Source organism: Micromonospora sp. NPDC049374 (assembly GCF_040677165.1).
GTDB lineage: Bacteria > Actinomycetota > Actinomycetes > Mycobacteriales > Micromonosporaceae > Micromonospora.
In genome coordinates, this window is sequence record NZ_JBFAQH010000008.1 from 44,219 (window position 1) to 62,677 (window position 18,459).

General features: G+C 70.6%; 20 protein-coding genes. 13 read left to right on the top strand and 7 right to left on the bottom strand.

What is annotated here, in order from left to right; all coding sequences use genetic code 11:
* Positions 1-61: 61 nt before the first annotated feature.
* The 3 genes from AB0J93_RS15305 to AB0J93_RS15315 all read left to right on the top strand — a co-directional run bounded on the left by AB0J93_RS15305 (position 62) and on the right by AB0J93_RS15315 (position 3,073).
* Positions 62-1,225 (top strand): M50 family metallopeptidase, encoded by a 1,164-nt coding sequence (locus AB0J93_RS15305; protein WP_363922150.1) that lies wholly within the window; start codon positions 62-64, stop codon positions 1,223-1,225.
* A complete protein-coding gene (locus AB0J93_RS15310; protein WP_363922152.1) occupies positions 1,222-2,244 on the top strand; it encodes a tRNA (adenine-N1)-methyltransferase in 1,023 nt (340 codons plus the stop codon). The genes AB0J93_RS15305 and AB0J93_RS15310 overlap by 4 nt, the downstream gene beginning before the upstream one ends.
* A gap of 256 nt (positions 2,245-2,500) precedes the next feature.
* Positions 2,501-3,073: a hypothetical protein gene (locus AB0J93_RS15315; RefSeq protein WP_363922154.1), complete on the top strand. Its 573-nt coding sequence runs from the start codon at positions 2,501-2,503 to the stop codon at positions 3,071-3,073.
* Positions 3,074-3,101: 28 nt separating this feature from the next.
* On the opposite strand, the gene AB0J93_RS15320 is transcribed toward AB0J93_RS15315, so the two are convergent.
* On the bottom strand, positions 3,102-3,395 hold the full coding sequence (locus AB0J93_RS15320) for a ferredoxin (protein WP_363922546.1): 294 nt from the start codon (positions 3,393-3,395) through the stop codon (positions 3,102-3,104).
* 178 nt (positions 3,396-3,573) lie between these two features.
* On the opposite strand from AB0J93_RS15320, the gene arc reads away from it, so the two are divergent.
* The 6 genes from arc (at position 3,574) to prcA (ending at position 9,728) form a co-directional block, all read left to right on the top strand.
* On the top strand, positions 3,574-5,355 hold the full coding sequence (gene arc / locus AB0J93_RS15325) for a proteasome ATPase (protein ID WP_363922156.1): 1,782 nt from the start codon (positions 3,574-3,576) through the stop codon (positions 5,353-5,355).
* Positions 5,356-5,545: 190 nt separating this feature from the next.
* A complete protein-coding gene (dop, locus tag AB0J93_RS15330; RefSeq protein WP_363922158.1) occupies positions 5,546-7,063 on the top strand; it encodes a depupylase/deamidase Dop in 1,518 nt (505 codons plus the stop codon).
* A gap of 117 nt (positions 7,064-7,180) precedes the next feature.
* Positions 7,181-7,396, top strand: coding sequence for a ubiquitin-like protein Pup (locus AB0J93_RS15335; RefSeq protein ID WP_013734319.1), 216 nt, complete (start codon positions 7,181-7,183; stop codon positions 7,394-7,396).
* A gap of 95 nt (positions 7,397-7,491) precedes the next feature.
* Complete coding sequence (locus AB0J93_RS15340; protein WP_363922160.1) at positions 7,492-8,073, top strand: endonuclease VII domain-containing protein; 582 nt, start codon at positions 7,492-7,494, stop codon at positions 8,071-8,073.
* Positions 7,992-8,831 carry a proteasome subunit beta gene (gene prcB / locus AB0J93_RS15345; RefSeq protein WP_363922162.1) on the top strand — a complete coding sequence of 280 codons (840 nt, stop codon included), beginning with the start codon at positions 7,992-7,994 and terminating at the stop codon, positions 8,829-8,831. The genes AB0J93_RS15340 and prcB overlap by 82 nt, the downstream gene beginning before the upstream one ends.
* Positions 8,832-8,894: 63 nt before the next feature.
* Entirely contained in the window at positions 8,895-9,728 is an 834-nt protein-coding gene (gene prcA, locus AB0J93_RS15350; RefSeq protein ID WP_363922164.1) for a proteasome subunit alpha, read from the top strand.
* Between the two features lie 122 nt (positions 9,729-9,850).
* On the opposite strand, the gene AB0J93_RS15355 is transcribed toward prcA, so the two are convergent.
* Genes AB0J93_RS15355 through rfbB form a run of 6 tightly spaced genes read right to left on the bottom strand, consistent with a single transcriptional unit; the run spans position 9,851 to position 15,145 of the window.
* A complete protein-coding gene (locus AB0J93_RS15355) occupies positions 9,851-10,879 on the bottom strand; it encodes a glycosyltransferase family 2 protein (RefSeq protein WP_363922166.1) in 1,029 nt (342 codons plus the stop codon).
* The gene (locus tag AB0J93_RS15360) at positions 10,876-12,180 is read right to left on the bottom strand and encodes a polysaccharide biosynthesis protein (protein ID WP_363922168.1); all 1,305 of its coding nucleotides are present in this window, start codon (positions 12,178-12,180) and stop codon (positions 10,876-10,878) included. The genes AB0J93_RS15355 and AB0J93_RS15360 overlap by 4 nt, the downstream gene beginning before the upstream one ends.
* Entirely contained in the window at positions 12,177-12,878 is a 702-nt protein-coding gene (locus tag AB0J93_RS15365; RefSeq protein WP_363922170.1) for a glycosyltransferase family 2 protein, read from the bottom strand. Before AB0J93_RS15365 ends, AB0J93_RS15360 begins: the two co-directional genes overlap by 4 nt.
* Positions 12,871-13,269: a DUF2304 domain-containing protein gene (locus AB0J93_RS15370; RefSeq protein ID WP_363922172.1), complete on the bottom strand. Its 399-nt coding sequence runs from the start codon at positions 13,267-13,269 to the stop codon at positions 12,871-12,873. Before AB0J93_RS15370 ends, AB0J93_RS15365 begins: the two co-directional genes overlap by 8 nt.
* Entirely contained in the window at positions 13,266-14,150 is an 885-nt protein-coding gene (rfbD, locus tag AB0J93_RS15375) for a dTDP-4-dehydrorhamnose reductase (protein WP_363922174.1), read from the bottom strand. The genes AB0J93_RS15370 and rfbD overlap by 4 nt, the downstream gene beginning before the upstream one ends.
* On the bottom strand, positions 14,147-15,145 hold the full coding sequence (gene rfbB / locus AB0J93_RS15380) for a dTDP-glucose 4,6-dehydratase (RefSeq protein WP_363922176.1): 999 nt from the start codon (positions 15,143-15,145) through the stop codon (positions 14,147-14,149). The genes rfbD and rfbB overlap by 4 nt, the downstream gene beginning before the upstream one ends.
* An 85-nt stretch (positions 15,146-15,230) precedes the next feature.
* Between rfbB and rfbA the strand changes: the two genes are divergently transcribed.
* Genes rfbA through AB0J93_RS15400 form a run of 4 tightly spaced genes read left to right on the top strand, consistent with a single transcriptional unit; the run spans position 15,231 to position 18,411 of the window.
* Positions 15,231-16,142 (top strand): glucose-1-phosphate thymidylyltransferase RfbA, encoded by a 912-nt coding sequence (gene rfbA, locus AB0J93_RS15385; protein ID WP_363922178.1) that lies wholly within the window; start codon positions 15,231-15,233, stop codon positions 16,140-16,142.
* On the top strand, positions 16,139-16,756 hold the full coding sequence (rfbC, locus tag AB0J93_RS15390; RefSeq protein ID WP_363922180.1) for a dTDP-4-dehydrorhamnose 3,5-epimerase: 618 nt from the start codon (positions 16,139-16,141) through the stop codon (positions 16,754-16,756). The genes rfbA and rfbC overlap by 4 nt, the downstream gene beginning before the upstream one ends.
* A gap of 57 nt (positions 16,757-16,813) precedes the next feature.
* Complete coding sequence (gene pafA / locus AB0J93_RS15395) at positions 16,814-18,172, top strand: Pup--protein ligase (protein WP_363922182.1); 1,359 nt, start codon at positions 16,814-16,816, stop codon at positions 18,170-18,172.
* A 53-nt stretch (positions 18,173-18,225) separates the two neighbouring features.
* Complete coding sequence (locus AB0J93_RS15400) at positions 18,226-18,411, top strand: hypothetical protein (RefSeq protein WP_363922184.1); 186 nt, start codon at positions 18,226-18,228, stop codon at positions 18,409-18,411.
* The last annotated feature ends 48 nt before the right edge of the window (positions 18,412-18,459 follow it).

Below are 18,459 nucleotides of genomic sequence, written 5' to 3' on the forward strand. Positions count from 1 at the left end.
GTATGACAGGTCGACCGCCGCCGCTCCGGTACGTGATCTCCCGCCGCGTAGCATCAGCCCGATGGAACAGCGCAGGCGACCACGGGCCGGCCAGCGCCCCGGCATGCAGGTGGGCCGGATCCTCGGGGTGCCGCTGTACCTGAACGCCTCGATCCTGCTGCTCGCCCTCCTGATCACGGTCCTGTACGGCGAACTGGCCGGCCAACGGCTGCAACTGTCCCCGCTCGGCGGCTACCTCGTCGGCGCCGGGTTCGTCCTGGCGCTGCTCGGCTCGGTGCTGGCCCACGAACTCGGCCACGCCCTCACCGCCCGTCGCTTCGGCATCGGGGTGCGCGGCATCACCCTGGAACTGCTCGGCGGGTACACCGAGATGGACCGCGACGCACCCTCCCCGCGGGTGGATCTGATGGTGTCGCTGGCCGGGCCGGCCGTCTCCGCCGTGCTCGGCGCGGTCGCCGTCGCCGCGACGGTGGCCCTGCCTGACCGCACCGTGGCCGACCAACTCGCCTTCCAACTCGCGGCGAGCAACGTCATCGTCGCGCTGTTCAACATCCTGCCCGGGTTGCCGCTGGACGGCGGTCGGGCGTTGCGCGCGGTGGTCTGGGCGCTGACCCGGGACCGGCACCGGGCCACCGAGGTGGCCGGTTGGGCCGGACGGGTCCTCGCCGTCGGTACCGCGCTGCTGGTGGCGGCGCTCTACGCGATCGACGTCCTGAGCCTGCTGGCGCTGCCGCTGACGGCACTTGTCGCCCTGACCCTCTGGCACGGCGCCGGTCAGTCGATCCGGATGTCCCGGATCAACCGGCGGCTGCCGCTTGTCGACCTGGCCACCCTGGCCCGTCCGGTGCACACCGTGCCCACCGGCACTCCGCTGGCCGAGGCGCAGCGCCGCGCCGCGCAGGCGTACCCGACCACCGAGCCGCAGCACCCGGCCGCGTTGTTGGTGACCGACTCCGCGGGCCGGCCGGTGGCCCTGGTCGACCCGGCGGCCGCCGCGGCGGTGCCGGAGGCCCGCCGACCCTGGCTGGCCGTGGACACGGTCGCCCGTACCCTCGCCGACCTGCCGGCCATCCCGGTCGACACGGACGGCGAACGGGTGCTGGAGACCGTGCAGACCCACCCGGGCGCACAGTACGTCGTGACGGCAGGCGAAGATGTCGTCGGCGTTCTGCACATCGCGGATCTGGCTCAACTGCTCGAACCTCACCGGAAGATGAACACGTGACCGTCACCCACTCCGCCCACCCGGCCAGCGACCTCCCCGAGGAGAAGGTGGAACCGCCCGCCGTGCGGCGTGGGCCGTTCCAGCCCGGTGACCGGGTGCAGCTGACCGACCCCAAGGGGCGGATGCACACGGTGACCCTGGAGCCGGGCAAGGAGTTCCACACCCACCGCGGCATCCTGGCGCACGACACGCTGATCGGCCTGCCCGACGGCAGCGTGGTGACCACCTCTGGCGGCGGCACGGCGTTCCTGGCACTGCGCCCACTGCTGTCGGACTACGTGCTCTCCATGCCCCGTGGCGCCCAGGTGATCTACCCCAAGGACGCCGCGCAGATCGTCGCCATGGGTGACATCTTCCCCGGCGCCAAGGTCCTCGAGGCCGGTGCCGGCTCCGGAGCGCTGAGCTGCTCGCTGCTGCGCGCGGTGGGCACCGCCGGGGAACTGCACTCCTACGAACTGCGCGACGACTTCGCCCAGATCGCCCGACGCAACGTCGAGTCGTTCTTCCAGGGCCCGCACCCGGCCTGGCACCTGCACGTCGGTGACGTCGCCGAGTGCACCGAGACCGGTTTCGACCGGATCATCCTCGACATGCTCACCCCCTGGGAGAACCTCGACATGGTCGAACGCGCGCTGCTGCCCGGCGGCGTGTTCATCGGCTACGTGGCCACCACCCCGCAGCTGTCCGAGCTGGTGGAGGCGCTGCGCGAGCGCGGCGGCTGGACCGAGCCACGGGCCTGGGAGTCGCTCGTCCGGGACTGGCACGCCGAGGGGCTGGCGGTCCGCCCCGACCACCGGATGATCGCCCACACCGCGTTCCTCGTCTCCGCGCGTAAGCTCGCCCCCGGAGTCACCGCCCCGCCACGGCGTCGCAAGCCCAGTAAGGGCACCGAGGCGTACGCGCAACGTCGCCAGGCGCTACGCGAGGCGGAGGCGGCCCGGCAGGCGACCGTGGTGCCGCACGAGGCGCCGGCCGAGCAGATACGACCCGACGTGGCCCAGGAGACGGACAGGCCGTGACGGCGGAGGTGATCCGATGAGTGAGCGTCAGCGAGCGAATCATCAACTCGGCGCCTTTGTGCCTCATGTCGGCCCGCAGCGCAGCGGAGGGCCGGCATGAGTGAGCGTCAGCGAGCGAATCATCAACTCGGCGCCTTTGTGCCTCATGTCGGCCCGCAGCGTAGCGGAGGGCCGGCATGAGTGAGCGTCAGCGAGCGAATCATCAACTCAGCGCCCTAGTGCCTCATGTCGGCCCGCAGCGCAGCGGAGGGCCGGCATGAGCCGTCCCGGCTTCGGCGGTGGCGACCTGCCGGCGGTCTTTCCCGACTGGTCTCCGTACACCGACCTCGAATCGGCGGCGCGGGCCTACCTGCGCGACCCCGACGTCGCCCTGGAAGCGCTCGGCGGCGTCCTGCGCGGAGCGTCGGTGCTCGGCTTCACCCTTGAACGCTTCGTCAACGAGGTGAACGGCGTCTGGCAGGAGGTCGTCGTCTGCGACGGCAGCCGCCTGGTGCTCTGGCACGGCGAGGACGTGCCACCGGGGGAGGGGCCGCCGGGCTCGATGACCTCCTCGCTGCGGGTGGTGCCGGTCTCCTCGGTCACCGAGGTCGGCTGCCGACGTCGGCTGTTCCGTCATGACAACGGTGAGATCCGGGTGGACAGCATCGACGTCTACCTGCTGCTGACCTCGCTGGACGAGTCGCCGCCGAGCGAGGAGGCCGCCGGCGGGCCGCGCCACGACGCCCTGCGCTTCGGTAAGACCCTCGACGACGGCGGCGCCGGGCAGATCACCCGGTTGGAGGAGTTCGCCCGGTTGGTCGCCTCGGTGGTCGGCCGCCCGTTGCTGTAGCCCGCCCGGGTGATCCCGGGATCAGCGGTCAGTCCTCGGCCTCCGGGCCGGCGACCTCGACGCCGTCGCTGCCGCGTACGACGTGAATGCACTCGCCCGGGCACTCCTTCGCCGAGTCGATCACCTCGAGGCGCAGGTGCTCGGGCACGTCCACCCGGCCACCCGGTGCCTGCACCAGCTCACCGTCGGGACCCTTGACGTACGCCAACCCGTCGACGTCGAACTCGAAGACCTCCGGCGCGTACTGCACGCACAGCCCGTCGCCCGTGCACAGATCCTGGTCGACCCAGACCTGCAGCTCGTCGGTCGCGACCTCGGCCACCGGTGCACCCCCCATGTTCTCCCGTCCCACCCCTCGACGGTACCCGAATGCCCGTACCCGCCCGTCGACCCACCCTTGGCGATCAAGCTTCGGTGACGGGCGCGTTGCGGAGGACCGAATCGGGCTCATAGCGGCTAGTGTTAGGTCAGAACGTTCAAGCCCCCCGGGGAGGTGGGACGTGGCACGCAGCGACGACGCGGACTCGCGCGCCGCACGGTGGGAGAAGGAGGCCCACGATCTCTCCACGCAGGTCGCGTTCCTTCAAGAGGAACTCGCTCTGGTGCGGCGCAAGTTGACCGAGAGCCCCCGACACGTCCGGCAGCTCGAAGAGCGGCTGGCCGCCACCCAGGCGCAGTTGGCGCGGCTGACCGAGAACAACGAACGGCTCGTGAGCACCCTCAAGGAAGCTCGCGCGCAGATCGTGACGCTCAAGGAGGAGATCGACCGGCTCGCTCAACCCCCAAGTGGCTACGGCGTCTTCCTGGCCCGGCACGACGACGGCACGGTCGACGTCTTCACCGGCGGACGGAAACTACGCGTGGCCGTCTCGCCCTCGCTCGACGTCGGCGAGCTGCGGCGCGGCCAGGAAGTCCTGCTCAACGACGCGCTCAACATCGTCGACGCGTTCGGCTACGAGCGGGTCGGCGAGGTGGTCATGCTCAAGGAGATCCTCGCCGGTCCCGAAGGTGCCCCGGGTGACCGGGCTCTGGTGGTCTCGCACTCCGACGAGGAACGCATCGTCCACCTGGCCGAGACCCTGATCGGCAGTCCGATCCGGGCCGGCGACTCGCTCATGATCGAACCTCGCTCGGCCTACGCGTACGAGCGGATTCCGAAGAGCGAGGTCGAGGAACTCGTGCTGGAGGAGGTGCCGGACGTCGACTACACCGACATCGGCGGCCTGCACTCCCAGATCGAGCAGATCCGCGACGCGGTGGAGCTGCCGTTCCTGCACGCCGACCTGTTCCGCGAGCACCAGCTGCGCCCGCCGAAGGGCATCCTGCTCTACGGTCCGCCGGGCTGCGGCAAGACGCTTATCGCCAAGGCGGTCGCCAACTCCCTCGCCAAGAAGATCGCCGAGCGGCAGGGCAAGGAGAGGCACACCAGCTTCTTCCTCAACATCAAGGGCCCCGAGCTGCTCAACAAGTACGTCGGCGAGACCGAGCGGCACATCCGGCTGATCTTCCAGCGGGCCCGGGAGAAGGCCGGTGAAGGCACTCCGGTCATCGTCTTCTTCGACGAGATGGACTCGGTCTTCCGCACCCGCGGCTCCGGTGTCTCCTCCGACGTGGAGAACACCATCGTGCCGCAGCTGCTCAGCGAGATCGACGGTGTCGAAGGGCTGGAGAACGTCATCGTCATCGGTGCCTCCAACCGGGAAGACATGATCGACCCGGCGATCCTGCGTCCGGGACGACTCGACGTGAAAATCAAGATCGAGCGTCCGGACGCCGAGGCGGCCAAGGACATCTTCTCCAAGTACATCCTCCCCGGTCTGCCACTGCACGCCGACGACCTGGCCGAACACGGCAGTGACCCCCAGGCCACCGTCGCCGCCATGATCGACGCAGTGGTGCTGCGGATGTACTCGGAGACGGAGGAGAACCGCTTCCTGGAGGTCACCTACGCCAACGGTGACAAGGAAGTCCTGTACTTCAAGGACTTCAACTCCGGCGCGATGATCCAGAACATCGTCGACCGGGGCAAGAAGATGGCCATCAAGGAATTCCTCACCTCAGCTCGCAAGGGACTGCGCCTGCAGCACCTGCTCGACGCCTGCGTCGACGAGTTCCGCGAGAACGAGGACCTGCCCAACACCACAAACCCGGACGACTGGGCCCGCATCTCCGGCAAGAAGGGCGAGCGGATCGTCTACATCCGCACGCTCGTCTCCGGCGGCAAGGGCGCCGAGGCCGGACGCTCCATCGAGACCGCCAGCAACACCGGTCAGTACCTCTGACCGGTACGCGCCACCGGGGCCCGCGACGCCGTGCGTCGCGGGCCCCGTCGCACGCCCGGAACCCGCGTCGCGCAAGCCTCACCACCTCGGTCGGGGGCGGACCCGCCCCACCGCCACGCCCCCGGTTGGCGAAGTGGCGACTACGCTCGACATGACGGGGACCGGTCGGGCAAACGAAGCGGGTAGGTCGATGAGCGTTAGACGAATCATGGGCACCGAGGTCGAGTACGGCATCTCCGTGCCCGGCCAGGCCGGCGCCAACCCGATGGTCACCTCCTCCCAGGTGGTGAACGCCTACGGCGCCCGACCGGAACTGAACCGCGGTGGTCGGGCCCGCTGGGACTACGAGGAGGAGTCACCGCTGCGGGACGCCCGCGGCTTCACCTACTCCGGCGCGGCCTACGACCCGGCCGAGGCGCTCGCCGACGAGGACCTCGGCCTGGCCAACGTCATCCTGACCAACGGGGCACGGCTCTACGTCGACCACGCGCACCCGGAGTACTCCACCCCCGAGGTGACGAACCCCCGCGACGTGGTCCGCTGGGACAAGGCGGGAGAGCGGGTGATGGCGGAGGCGGCGCGACGGGCCGCCACGATCCCCGGCACGGCACCGATCCACCTCTACAAGAACAACACCGACAACAAGGGCGCCAGCTACGGCGCGCACGAGAACTACCTCATGCGCCGGCAGACGCCGTTCGCCGACATCGTGGCGTACCTGACGCCGTTCTTCGTGACCCGGCAGATCGTCTGCGGCGCCGGCCGCGTCGGCATCGGCCAGGACGGTGGCCAGAGCGGTTTCCAGATTTCCCAGCGGGCCGACTTCTTCGAGGTCGAGGTCGGCCTCGAGACCACGCTCAAGCGGCCGATCATCAACACCCGCGACGAACCGCACGCCGACGCGGACAAGTACCGCCGCCTGCACGTCATCATCGGAGACGCGAACCTCTCGGAAATCTCCACCTACCTCAAGGTGGGCACCACCGCGCTGATCCTCACGATGATCGAGGAGAAGGCCCTCGGCCCCGACCTCGGCATCGCCGACCCCGTCGGCGAACTGCGCGCGGTCAGTCACGACCCGTCGCTGTCGCACCTGATGCGGCTACGCGACGGACGCCGGCTGACCGCGATGGACGTGCAGTGGGCCTACCTGGAACGGGTGCGCGCGTTCGTCGACGACCGCTACGGCAACGACGTCGACGAGCAGACCGCCGACGTGCTGGACCGGTGGGAGAACGTGCTCGACCGGCTGGGCCGCGACGTGATGCTCTGCGCCGACGAACTGGACTGGGTGGCGAAGCTGCGGCTGCTGGAGGGCTACCGGGAGCGGGAGCAGCTCGGCTGGGGCTCGCACAAGCTGCAACTGGTCGACCTGCAGTATTCCGACGTACGCCCGGAGAAGGGCCTCTACCACCGGCTGGTCTCCCGCGGGTCGATGAAGACGCTGCTCAGCGACGAGGAGAGCCGTACGGCGATGACGGAGCCGCCCGAGGACACCCGCGCCTACTTCCGGGGCCGCTGCCTGGCCCAGTACGCCTCCGAAGTGGTCGCCGCCAGCTGGGACTCGGTGATCTTCGATGTCGGCCGGGAGTCGCTGGTGCGGGTGCCGATGATGGAGCCGGAGCGTGGCACCAGGCGGCACGTCGGAGAGTTGTTCGACCGTTGTGCCAGCGCCAAGGATCTGCTGGAGACCCTGACCGGCGGCTGACCCACCGGCCCACGTCACCAACTGTTCGTCCCCCGCGCGTCGGTACCGGCGCGCGGGGGACGTTTCGTCGCTCCCGCGAGGTAAGTTCATCGCAGGGAGATCGTGGAGGAGGCAACGATGGCCACTCGTGACAGCGGCGGTCAGTCGCAGTCGGGCAAGTCCCGTCAGGGCGAAGAGGTCGAGGACGTCACCGTCGAGGCGAACCCGGAGGTCGCCGAGCGGCACGCCGAGATCACCGAGGACGTCGACGACCTGCTCGACGAGATCGACTCCGTCCTCGAGGAGAACGCCGAGGAGTTCGTGAGGGGTTATGTCCAGAAAGGGGGTCAATGAGGCATATGTCCGATTTGCCCACCGGGTCGGACAAGATATGCCCACAGTGCCAACGCACGCTGCCTCTCACCGAGTTTCACCGCAACAGTCGCCGGGTGGACGGGCGTGCCTACTACTGCAAGGCGTGTGCGACAGCTCGCTCGCAGGCCAGCCGGCGCAAGCGCGGCATCGCCCCCGCACGAAGGTCGGCGATTCCGGTGGGCCAGGGTCTGAAGTGGTGCCCGGACTGCGAGCAGATCAAGCCGTTGGACGAGTTCCCGAGCACCACCCGGAAGGCCAGCGGCCGGCACAGTTACTGCAAGCCCTGCCACAACGCGCGGGGCAAGGAGACCGCCCAGCGGCTGTACGGCGGCAATCGCGAGTATCACCTGCGGCGGCGGTACGGCATCGGGCAGCGGGAGTTCGACGAGCTGCTGGCCGAGCAGGGCGGCCTCTGCGCGGTCTGCGGTGACCCCGATCCGGAACATGTGGACCACGATCATCGCACCGGGTGGGTGCGCGGGATACTCTGCTTCAACTGCAACGGTGGTCTTGGCCAGTTCCGCGACAGTCCGACGAGGCTGGCCAGGGCCATCACGTACCTGAGAGGAACCACGTGGCAGCGGGTTTTGATCCATCCGGGCGTCTTCCAGATGTGTTCACCAACGCGGGGACGTCCTCCTTCACGGCATTCCTGAGCAAGGTGGCCCCCGAGATGCTGCCGGGCCGTCGGGCGCTGCCCCCGGGCATGGCCGCCGATCTGGCCCCGCACGCCACCACGATCGTGGCCATCGCCGCGGCCGGTGGTGTCGTGATGGCCGGTGACCGGCGGGCCACCATGGGCAACCTGATCGCCCAGCGGGACATCGAGAAGGTGCACCCCGCCGACGCGTACTCGCTGGTGGGCATCGCTGGCGCCGCCGGCATCGGCATGGAGCTGATGCGGCTGTTCCAGGTGGAGCTGGAGCACTACGAGAAGATCGAGGGCGCGATGCTCTCGCTCGACGGCAAGGCGAACCGGCTCGCCTCGATGATCCGCGGCAATCTTGGTGCGGCGATGCAGGGGCTGGCGGTGATTCCGCTCTTCGCCGGGATCGACCTGGCGGCCAGCGATCCGGCGCGGGCCGGGCGGATCTTCAGTTTCGACGTCACCGGCGGCCCGTACGAGGAGACTGGCTACGACGCCATCGGCTCGGGTTCGCTGTTCGCCAAGTCGGCGTTGAAGAAGCGCTTCCGGGCCGGGCTGTCCGTCGACGACGCGGTGCGGTTGGCGGTGGAGGCGCTCTACGACGCCGCCGACGACGACACCGCGACCGGCGGGCCCGACCTGACGCGACGGATCTACCCGGTGGTGATGACCGCGACGGCGGAGGGTACGCACCGGCTGACCGACGCGGAGACCTCGGCGATCGCGGAGAGCGTCGTCGCCGGTCGGATGGAGAATCCGGGCGGCTGAGCCAACCGCCCGCCTGTAGCTGATCCCGTTTCCCCGAGTACCGCCCGAAGGAGAGCCGCCGCCGTGGCCATGCAGTTCTACGCCTCGCCCGAGCAGATCATGCGCGACCGTTCCGAGTTGGCCCGCAAGGGCATCGCTCGGGGCCGCAGCGCGGTGGTCGTCAGCTTCGCCGGCGGGGTGCTCTTCGTTGCCGAGAATCTCTCCAGCACCTTGCACAAGGTCAGCGAGATCTACGACCGGATCGGTTTCGCCGCCGTGGGGCGGTACAACGAGTTCGAGAACCTGCGCCGGGCGGGTGTGCGAATGGCCGACCTGAACGGTCTGAGCTACGACCGCCGTGACGTGACCGGTCTGGCGTTGGCCAACTCGTATGCGCAGATTCTCGGCGCCATCTTCACCGAGCAGTCGAAGCCGTTCGAGGTGGAGATCTGCGTGGCGGAGGTGGGTGCCACGCCGGCGGAGGACTCGCTGTACCGGTGCACCTATGACGGTTCGGTGACCGACGAGCCGGGCTGGATGGCGATGGGCGGTCAGGCCGAGTCGATCTCCGGGGTGCTGAAGTCGAACCACCGGCCGGACATGTCGCTCGGCGACGCGGTGAGGGTGGCGGTGCAGGCGCTGGGCAGTGTCGGCGGCGAGGGCGGTGCTGCCCGTACGATCGCCGGCGACCAGTTGGAGGTCGCGATCCTGGACCGCAACCGGGTGGGTCGTACCTTCCGACGGATCACCGGGGCCGCGTTGACCGGGTTGCTGGATGGCGGCGCGGCCGGCGAGTCAGCGGCGGAGGGCGACCGGGCACAGACCCCGAGCACGCCGACCGAGGAGGGGCACAAGCCGCCCACCTCGGCCGGCTCCGCCGACCTGGAGGACAAGCCGGGCGACAAGTCCGACACCTGAGTTCCGCCCCGGCCCCGGGCCGGGCAGTGGCGGCGCCCGTCCTGGTTTCGACCGGTCGGGCGTCGCGTCGTTCGGCTCGCGGCTGTCGCTGGTCGGCTGACGGTGTGCGGGTTCGGGGTGGGTCAGTGGCGGGCGAGCAGCGGCCGGGCCAGTGCCCACCACGCCGCGGCGACCGCGTTGAAGACGCCCATGCCGGGTGGGGCCGCCACGTTCGACGGGGCGACGCGGGCGGTCATCAGGTCGGCGAGGGTGCCGTCGCCGATGGTGCGCTCGGCCTGTAGGCGGCGTCGGCGGGCGCGTATCCAACCCCGGTGACGCCACAGCCATGCCCAGCCGCGGGTCTTCTGGCGTCCCCAGCCACCCGCCAGCGCGGCGGCGAGCATGGCCGCCTCGGTGAGCAGCAGCATCGGTGCCAGCAGTGCCAGGGTCCGGCCCTGGTACGCGGTGAGCAGGGTGAGCAGGCGGTTGCGTTCGACCAGGTAGAGCTTGAGGTCGTTGCGGGAGAACTCGTAGTGGTGCAGGACCACGGCGTCGGGCACGTACTCCAGCCGTAGGCCGCGTTGCCACAGCCGCAGGCTGAGTTCGGTGTCCTCGTGGTAGGCGAAGTACTCGTCGGGGAAGCCGTCGAGTTCCGCCCAGCGGTGGCGGCTGATGACGAAGCAGCAGCCGCTCAGCGAGGGCACTACGGTGCGCCTCGCGTGGGCGGTGGCCGGCTCGCCGTTGCCGCCGGCCCAGGACAGGCCGGTGAAGTGCAGCGGGTTGCCCGAGGTGTTGATCAGGTCGGGGTCGTGGGCGAGCCGGATGGAGGCCATGGCGGCGCCGACGCCCGGCTCGGCGGCCACCGCGACGACCTTGGCGAGGGCGTCGGGGGTCACGATGGCGTCGGAGTTGACGAAGGCCAGCCAGTCGCCGGTGGCCTCGGCGGCACCGACGTTGCAGCCGCCGGAGTAGCCGGTGTTCGCCTCAGGCCGGATCACCTGCACGCCGGGCAGGCCCTTGACCACGTCGATGCCGTCGCCGGTGCAGCCGTTGTCGACCACGACCAGTTCGAGGTCGACGCCGGTGCTGGCCAGGACGGCCCGCGCGGCGTCGACCAGCCAGGGTTCGGCACCGTAGGCGAGCATCACGGCGGTGACGCGGGGCGGTCTCATGGCGTATCTCCGCTGGTGGTGGCCGGCATCGGCGTCGCGACCGGTGGGGCGGGCGGGGCCGCCCGGTGGCGGCGCAGCAGGGTGACCATGACGACGGCGGCCACCACGGAACCGACGGTGTAGCCGAGTTCGACGCGCAGCGCGACGGGCAGCGGGGGCAGGGTCGCGACGGCCAGCGCGGCGACGCCGATGGTCCAGGCGAGAGCCTGGGCGTGGTGCCGGTCGCGGGCCAGCAGTGCCTGACCGAGCACCATCGCCCACAGGTACGCCAGGGTGGCCGCCGAGAGCCAGGCGAAGTCGCTGTGGCCGAGGACGTCGGGGGTGTCGAAGAGGGCCCGGACGAGCGTTGGGCCGAGCAGGGCGGCGAGGATGCCGCCGAGGGCCCCGAGGGCGGTGACGACGGCCAGGGAGCGGCGTAGCAGGGCGCGGAAGGCCGGTTCGTCGCCGGTGGCGGCGGCGGTGGACAGGCCGGGTAGCAGCGCGGCCTGCATCGAGCCGAAGACGAACAGTGGTATGCGGACCAGCACCAGTGCGGAGAGCAGCGCGCCGGCGGTGGCGACGTCGGTCGGGTCGAGCAGCCGTATGTTGATCACGCCGACGTTGACGACCACCTGGGCGAGCAGGCTGGAGACGGTGAGCAGCGCGAGTCCGCGCAGCAGTGGCGGCCAGGGGACCGCCGGTCCGCGCCCGATCGTCCGGGCGACCGGTGCGACGGTCAGTGCGACGGCGGCCAGCGGTGCCGCGACCAGGACCAGCGCGTAGGCGACGGGTGAGTCCACGCCGGTGCCGGCGAGGATGGCGACCAGGCCGATGCGCAGTCCGCCGTCGAGGCCGAGCTGGGTGCCGTACCAGCCGAAGCGACGCAGGCCGGAGAGCACACCCCGGCTGGTGTGCGCCACGGCCAGTGCGGCAAGTGCGCCACCGAGGGCGGGCACCATCGCGGGGTCGCCGTCGAAGAGCCGGTCGGTGAGGAGGTCGGCGCCGCCGATGGTGAGCACCAGGAGGAGGCCGAGCACGGCGGCGGCGACGGCGGCACCGCGGGCCAGTACCGGCCCGGGCGGCAGCCCACGGGTGTGCCGGGCCGCGACGAGGCGGGCGACTTCCTGCTCGACGGGGAAGAACACGCCGATGCCGAGGGTGAACACGACGGACCAGAGCACCGACAGTGAGGAGTAGTCGGCGGCGTCGAGGTTGTGCCCGGCCACGGCGAGGTGGACGTACGAGGCCAGTCCGACCACGGCGAGTCCGATGCCGACGCCGACGGTTCCGGGTGGGACGAGGCGGAGCAGGCGGCGGATCACCGGCGGATGAGGGCGAGGGTGAGGACGGCCAGGGCCCGGCCGAGGTAGATCATCGCCCGGGTGGGGGAGTGGCTGGGGCTGCCGGCCATCCGGCGGCGCATGGCGACCGGGACCTGCTGGATCCGGTAGCCGCGGCGGGCGGCGTGCACAAGCGTCTCGACGGTGTCGCCGAGGTACTCGACGGGGTACCAGTGGGCGAACATTTCGATCATCCGTCGGTTGGCGGCCCGGAAGCCGCTTGTGGTGTCGGTCAGGGTGGTGCCGGCCAGGCCGGACAGCACCAGCGACAGCATGCCCATGGCCCAGCGGCGGGGGCCGCGTACGGTGTAGTCGCCCTCGCCGGCGAAGCGGGCCCCGATGACCAGGTCGTAGTCGTCGAGGAGGTCGACCAGCTTCGGCACGTACCGGGGGTCGTGCTGCCCGTCGGCGTCGACCTGCACCGCGGCGTCGTAGTCGTGGTCGCGGGCGTAGCGGTAGCCGAGCCGCATGGCGCCACCGACGCCGAGGTTGTAGGGCAGCCGGGCGACGCGGGCACCGGCGGCGGTGGCGACGGCGGCTGTGTGGTCGGTGGAGCCGTCGTCGACGACGAGCACGTCCGCTGCGGGCAGTTCGCCGCGGATCTCGCCGACGATGTCGCCGATGGAGGCGGCCTCGTTGAGCGCCGGAATGATGATGAGCAGGCGTTTGCCGTCAACCATCGCGGGAGACCATTTCCGTCCGGTCCAGGCGTCGGGTCCACTCCGCCCGTTCCACCCGTTCGGCTTCGACCTCGGCGCGGAGCAGGGCGAACTCCTCGGCGAGGGTGCGGGTCTCCTCCTCCAGCGCGCTGACCTCCCAGCTGAGGTGGATGCAGACCAGCAGGAGGAAGACGACGCCGAGGAAGAGCACCAGGCTGACTCCGGAGGCGACTCCGAGCAGGTCCGCGACGCCGTCGAGCAGCCGGGGGAACAGCGACAGCGGGATCACCACGAACAGCAGGCCGAGCCAGAGCATGCCGTACTTCTCGCGCAGTTGGCGGCGGCGCAGCAGCTCGACGATCGTGGCCAGCAGGAGCAGGCCGGTCAGCCCGGTGACCAGGGTGAGCTTCATGCGACCTTCCGCGGGGAGGGTGGGGCGGCCGGGGCGAACGCGTCGACCAGGGTGGCGTGCCAGTCCGGCAGGGGCGGCAGCCCGGCCTCGGCCCACCGGCCGTGCGCCAGCACACTGTACGTCGGTCTGGGGGCGGGTCGCACGAACCGGGCGCTGGTGGTGGGCCGGATCCGGTCCGGGTCGAGGCCGTGTCGGGCGAACACCGCGCGGGCCAGTCCGTACCAGGTGGTCTCGCCGGCGCAGGTGCCGTGGTAGATCCCGGGTGCGGCGCGTCCGGTGTGGGCGGCCTCGGCGAGCATCACCAGGTGGCGGGCCAGCGCGTGGGACCAGGTCGGCTGGCCGTGCTGGTCGTCGACGACGTCGAGGGTGTCGCGCCGGTCGGCCAGGTCGAGCATGGTGGCGACGAAGTTGCGGCCGTGGGCGCCGTAGAGCCAGGCGGTACGCACCACGTATCCGGTGTCGGGCAGCAGCCGGGCCACGGCCTGTTCCCCGATGAGCTTGCCGCGACCGTACGCGTTGAGCGGGGCGGTCGGCGCGTCCTCGGGGTAGGGGGTGGTGGCGGTGCCGTCGAAGACGTAGTCGGTGGACAGGTGCAGCAGGCGGGCGCCGTGCGCGGCGCACGCGGTGGCGAGGTGGACGACGGCGTCGCCGTTGACGGTGGTGGCCGCCGACTCGTTCGCCTCGGCGCCGTCGACGTCGGTCCAGGCGGCGGTGTTGACCACCACGTCGTGCCCGTCGACGGCGGCGTGCACGGCGGCGCTGTCGGTGATGTCCAGTTCGGTGCGGGTGACCGCGGTGAGACGGTGTTCCGGCCGGGCGGCGAGGACGTCGACCAGGTCGCGTCCGAGCATCCCGCCGGCGCCGGTCACCAGGAACCTCACGCCTTGGCCGCTTTCAGTGGTTCCCACCAGGCTCGGTTGTCCCGGTACCAGCCGACGGTCTCGGCGAGACCGGTGTCCAGGGTGATGCTGGGGGCGTACCCGAGCTCGTTGCCGATCTTGGTGATGTCGAGGGAGTAGCGGCGGTCGTGTCCCTTGCGGTCGGCGACGGGTGTCACGCGGTCCCAGCCGGCGCCGCAGGCGTCGAGGAGCCGGGCGGTCAGTTCCTTGTTTGTCAGTTCGGTGCCGCCGCCGATGTGGTAGACCTCGCCGGCGCGACCCTTGTCCTGGACGAGGGCGATGCCGCGGCAGTGGTCGTGCACGTGCAGCCAGTCGCGTACGTTGCCGCCGTCGCCGTAGAGCGGGACGCGGTGTCCGTCGAGGAGGTTGGTGACGAACAGCGGGACGACCTTCTCCGGGTACTGGTAGGGCCCGTAGTTGTTGGAGCAGCGGGTCACCACCACGTCGAGGCCGTGGGTGCGGTGGTAGGCCAGGGCGAGCAGGTCGGCGCCGGCCTTCGACGCCGAGTAGGGGGAGTTGGGGGCCAGCGGCCAGTCCTCGGTCCAGGAGCCGTCGGCGATGGAGCCGTAGACCTCGTCGGTGGAGACGTGCACGAACCGGGCGACGCCGTGGCGCAGCGCGGCGTCGAGCAGGTTCTGGGTACCGAGGACGTTTGTGGTAACGAAGGGTGCGGCGCCGGCGATCGAGCGGTCGACATGGGACTCGGCGGCGAAGTGCACGACGACGTCGTGCCCCGCGACGGCCCGGTCGACGACGTCGGGGTCACGGATGTCGCCCGGCACGAAGCGCAGCCGGGGGTCGTCGGCCACCGGCGCGAGGTTGGCCAGGTTGCCGGAGTAGGTGAGCGCGTCGAGCACGGTGACCTGGGCCGGTTCCAACGCCGGCACGCCCGCCGCGCTGCCACCGGGGACGCCGAGCAGCGTCCGGACGTATTCCGAACCGATGAAGCCGGCGCCGCCGGTGACCAGGATCCTCACGGGTCCGAAAGTCTACGCGAAACGGCCACATCGGCAGCGCAGGCGAGGCGCGGCTGCCCGTCCGATTGCCGGTAGGCTGCCCCGGATGCGTGGAATCCTGCTCGCCGGTGGCACCGGGTCCCGGCTGTGGCCGATCACCCGGGCGGTGTCGAAACAGTTGATGCCGGTCTTCGACAAGCCGATGATCTACTACCCCCTCTCCACGCTGGTGATGGCGGGGATACACGAGATCCTGGTGATCACCACGCCGGAGGAGCAGGGTCAGTTCCAGCGGCTGCTCGGCGACGGCGGTCAGTTCGGGCTCCGGTTGGCGTACGTCGCCCAGCCCCGCCCGGAGGGCATCGCGCAGGCGTTCGTGCTCGGCGCGGAATTCATCGGCGACGCGTCGGTGGCGCTGATCCTCGGCGACAACATCTTCCACGGGGTGGGCCTGGGCCGGCAGTTGGCCGCGGCGGGCGAGCCGGTGGGTGGCCGGATCTTCGCCTACCCGGTGGCCAATCCGCAGGCGTACGGCGTGGTGCACTTCGACGCCGCTGGTCGGGTGCTGTCGATCGAGGAGAAGCCGCAGCGCCCGACGTCCCGGTACGCGGTGCCCGGCCTGTACTTCTACGACAACCGGGTGGTGGAGATCGCCCGGGGGCTCACGCCCAGCGCCCGGGGCGAGTTGGAGATCACGGCGGTGAACGAGACGTATCGGCGGTGGGGTGAGCTGTCGGTCACCGTGCTGGACCGGGGGACCGCCTGGCTGGACACCGGCACCTTCACCTCGCTGATGCAGGCCGCCGAGTTCGTCCGGGTGATCGAGGAACGGCAGGGCATGAAGATCGGTTGTGTCGAGGAGGCCGCCTGGCGGGCCGGGTTGATCGACGACGCGCAGTTGCGTGCCCTGGCCGAGCCGTTGACCAGGAGCGGCTACGGCGACTATCTACTCGATCTGCTCGCCGGTGGGCGGCAGGAGCCGACCGGTGAGTTCCGCGGGGTGGGGGCGACCCGATGAAGCTGCGGCCGTTGGGCGTCGAGGGCGCCTGGGAGATCACTCCGCAGCAGCACGGCGACCCGCGCGGGCTGTTCCTGGAGTGGTACCGCTTCGACCGGCTGGACGAGGCGGTCGGGCATCCGCTGCGGCTGGCGCAGGGCAACCTGTCCATCTCGGCCCGGGACGTGGTGCGCGGTATCCACTTCGCCGACGTGCCGCCGGGGCAGGCGAAGTACGTCACCTGTGTGCGGGGGGCGGTGCTCGACGTGATCGTCGATCTGCGGGTCGGCTCACCCACCTTCGGCCGGTGGGAGGGGGTGCGGCTGGACGACGTGGAGCGACGCGCGGTCTATCTGGCCGAGGGGCTCGGCCACGGCTTCTGCGCGTTGACCGACGACGCCACCCTGACCTACCTCTGCTCGACCACCTACAACCCGTCGGCCGAGCACACGGTGCACCCGCTGGACGAGGAACTGGGCATCGACTGGCCGACCACCGCGGCGCGGCTGTCCGCCCGCGACGCCGCCGCGCCGACCCTGGCGCAGGCCCGGGCGGCCGGGCTGCTGCCGGCGTACGAGACGTGCCGTCGGCATGTCGCGACTCTCGCCGCCACGGCAGGTTCCACCGGCGGCTGAGGCCGGCACGTGCCCCGACAGTGACGAACAGGGCCTCCGTACGGCTAATGTCTCATCATGGAACGGCGAATCTTCGGTCTGGAGACCGAGTACGGCGTCACCTGTACCTACCGCGGACAGCGGCGGCTGTCCCCTGACGAGGTGGCCCGGTACCTCTTCCGCCGGGTCGTGTCCTGGGGCCGGTCGAGCAACGTTTTCCTGCGCAACGGCGCACGGCTCTACCTGGATGTCGGCTCACACCCCGAGTACGCCACCCCGGAGTGCGACTCGGTGGTCGACCTGGTCGCCCACGACCGGGCCGGTGAGCGGATCCTGGAGGGTCTGCTCATCGACGCGGAGAAGCGGCTGCACGACGAGGGCATCGCCGGTGAGATCTACCTGTTCAAGAACAACACCGACTCGGCCGGCAACTCGTACGGCTGCCACGAGAACTACCTGGTGTCCCGGCACGGTGAGTTCGGTCGGCTCGCCGACGTACTGATTCCGTTCCTGGTCACCCGGCAACTCATCTGCGGTGCCGGCAAGGTGTTGCAGACACCGCGCGGTGCGGTCTACTGCCTGTCCCAGCGGGCCGAGCACATCTGGGAGGGCGTGTCCTCGGCGACCACCCGCAGCCGTCCGATCATCAACACCCGGGACGAGCCGCACGCCGACGCGGAACGCTACCGCCGGCTGCACGTCATCGTCGGCGACTCCAACATGAACGAGGTCACCACGCTGCTGAAGGTCGGCACCGCCGACATCGTGCTGCGGATGATCGAGGGCGGCGTGGTGATGCGCGACCTCACCCTGGAGAACCCGATCCGGGCGATCCGGGAGGTGTCGCACGACATCACCGGCCGGCGGAAGGTGCGGCTGGCCTCGGGCAAGGAGATCAGCGCCCTGGAGATCCAGCAGGAGTACCTCGCCAAGGCCACCGAGTTCGTCGAGCGCCGTGGCGGCGACCAGACCGCCAAGCGGGTGGTCGAGCTGTGGGGCCGGGTGTTGCGCGCGGTGGAGACCGGTAACCTGGACCCGGTCTCCCGGGAGATCGACTGGGTGACGAAGCTGCGCCTGATCGAGCGTTACCAGCGCAAGCACGACCTGCCGCTGTCGCATCCCCGGGTGGCGCAGATGGATCTGGCCTACCACGACCTGCGCCGGGGCCGGGGCCTCTACGCGCTGCTGGAGCGGCGCGGCGACGTGGACCGGGTGGCCACCGATCCGGAGATCTTCGAGGCGAAGGAGACCCCGCCGCAGACCACCCGGGCCCGGCTGCGCGGTGAGTTCATCCGGCACGCCCAGGAGAAGCGGCGGGACTTCACCGTCGACTGGGTGCACCTGAAGCTCAACGACCAGGCGCAGCGGACCGTGCTCTGCAAGGACCCGTTCCGGGCGTACGACGAGCGGGTGGAACGGCTGATCGCCAGCATGTGACGGGCCGACCGGGGCCGTGCCGACCGGCCGGCCCCGGGTAGGCTGGTGCGGTCATGATTCCACCGGAACCTCCCACCCCCGGCGCTCAGCGGCAGGGCTGGCTCGAACGCCGCCGCGACAAGATCCGCGCCGAGATCGAGCGTAACCGCCGCGGCGAGTACACCGTGCCCACCTGGGTGCTGGCCCTCGCCCTGGCGCTGATCGTGGGCGCCTGGGCCGCGCTGATCATCTTCGCCTGAGCTGCCAGGATGGGCCCCTTGGCAACGCCGGCGGCAGAGCAGGGGCCG

Coding starts and splice junctions, on each gene's coding strand:
- AB0J93_RS15365 (WP_363922170.1), bottom strand. CDS start 12,878: ATGGTTGACGGCAAACGCCTGCTCATCATCATTCCGGCGCTCAACGAG.
- AB0J93_RS15305 (WP_363922150.1), top strand. CDS start 62: ATGGAACAGCGCAGGCGACCACGGGCCGGCCAGCGCCCCGGCATGCAG.
- dop (WP_363922158.1), top strand. CDS start 5,546: ATGAGCGTTAGACGAATCATGGGCACCGAGGTCGAGTACGGCATCTCC.
- AB0J93_RS15355 (WP_363922166.1), bottom strand. CDS start 10,879: ATGAGACCGCCCCGCGTCACCGCCGTGATGCTCGCCTACGGTGCCGAA.
- rfbC (WP_363922180.1), top strand. CDS start 16,139: ATGAAGCTGCGGCCGTTGGGCGTCGAGGGCGCCTGGGAGATCACTCCG.
- pafA (WP_363922182.1), top strand. CDS start 16,814: ATGGAACGGCGAATCTTCGGTCTGGAGACCGAGTACGGCGTCACCTGT.
- AB0J93_RS15370 (WP_363922172.1), bottom strand. CDS start 13,269: ATGAAGCTCACCCTGGTCACCGGGCTGACCGGCCTGCTCCTGCTGGCC.
- AB0J93_RS15335 (WP_013734319.1), top strand. CDS start 7,181: ATGGCCACTCGTGACAGCGGCGGTCAGTCGCAGTCGGGCAAGTCCCGT.
- AB0J93_RS15400 (WP_363922184.1), top strand. CDS start 18,226: ATGATTCCACCGGAACCTCCCACCCCCGGCGCTCAGCGGCAGGGCTGG.
- AB0J93_RS15315 (WP_363922154.1), top strand. CDS start 2,501: ATGAGCCGTCCCGGCTTCGGCGGTGGCGACCTGCCGGCGGTCTTTCCC.
- rfbA (WP_363922178.1), top strand. CDS start 15,231: ATGCGTGGAATCCTGCTCGCCGGTGGCACCGGGTCCCGGCTGTGGCCG.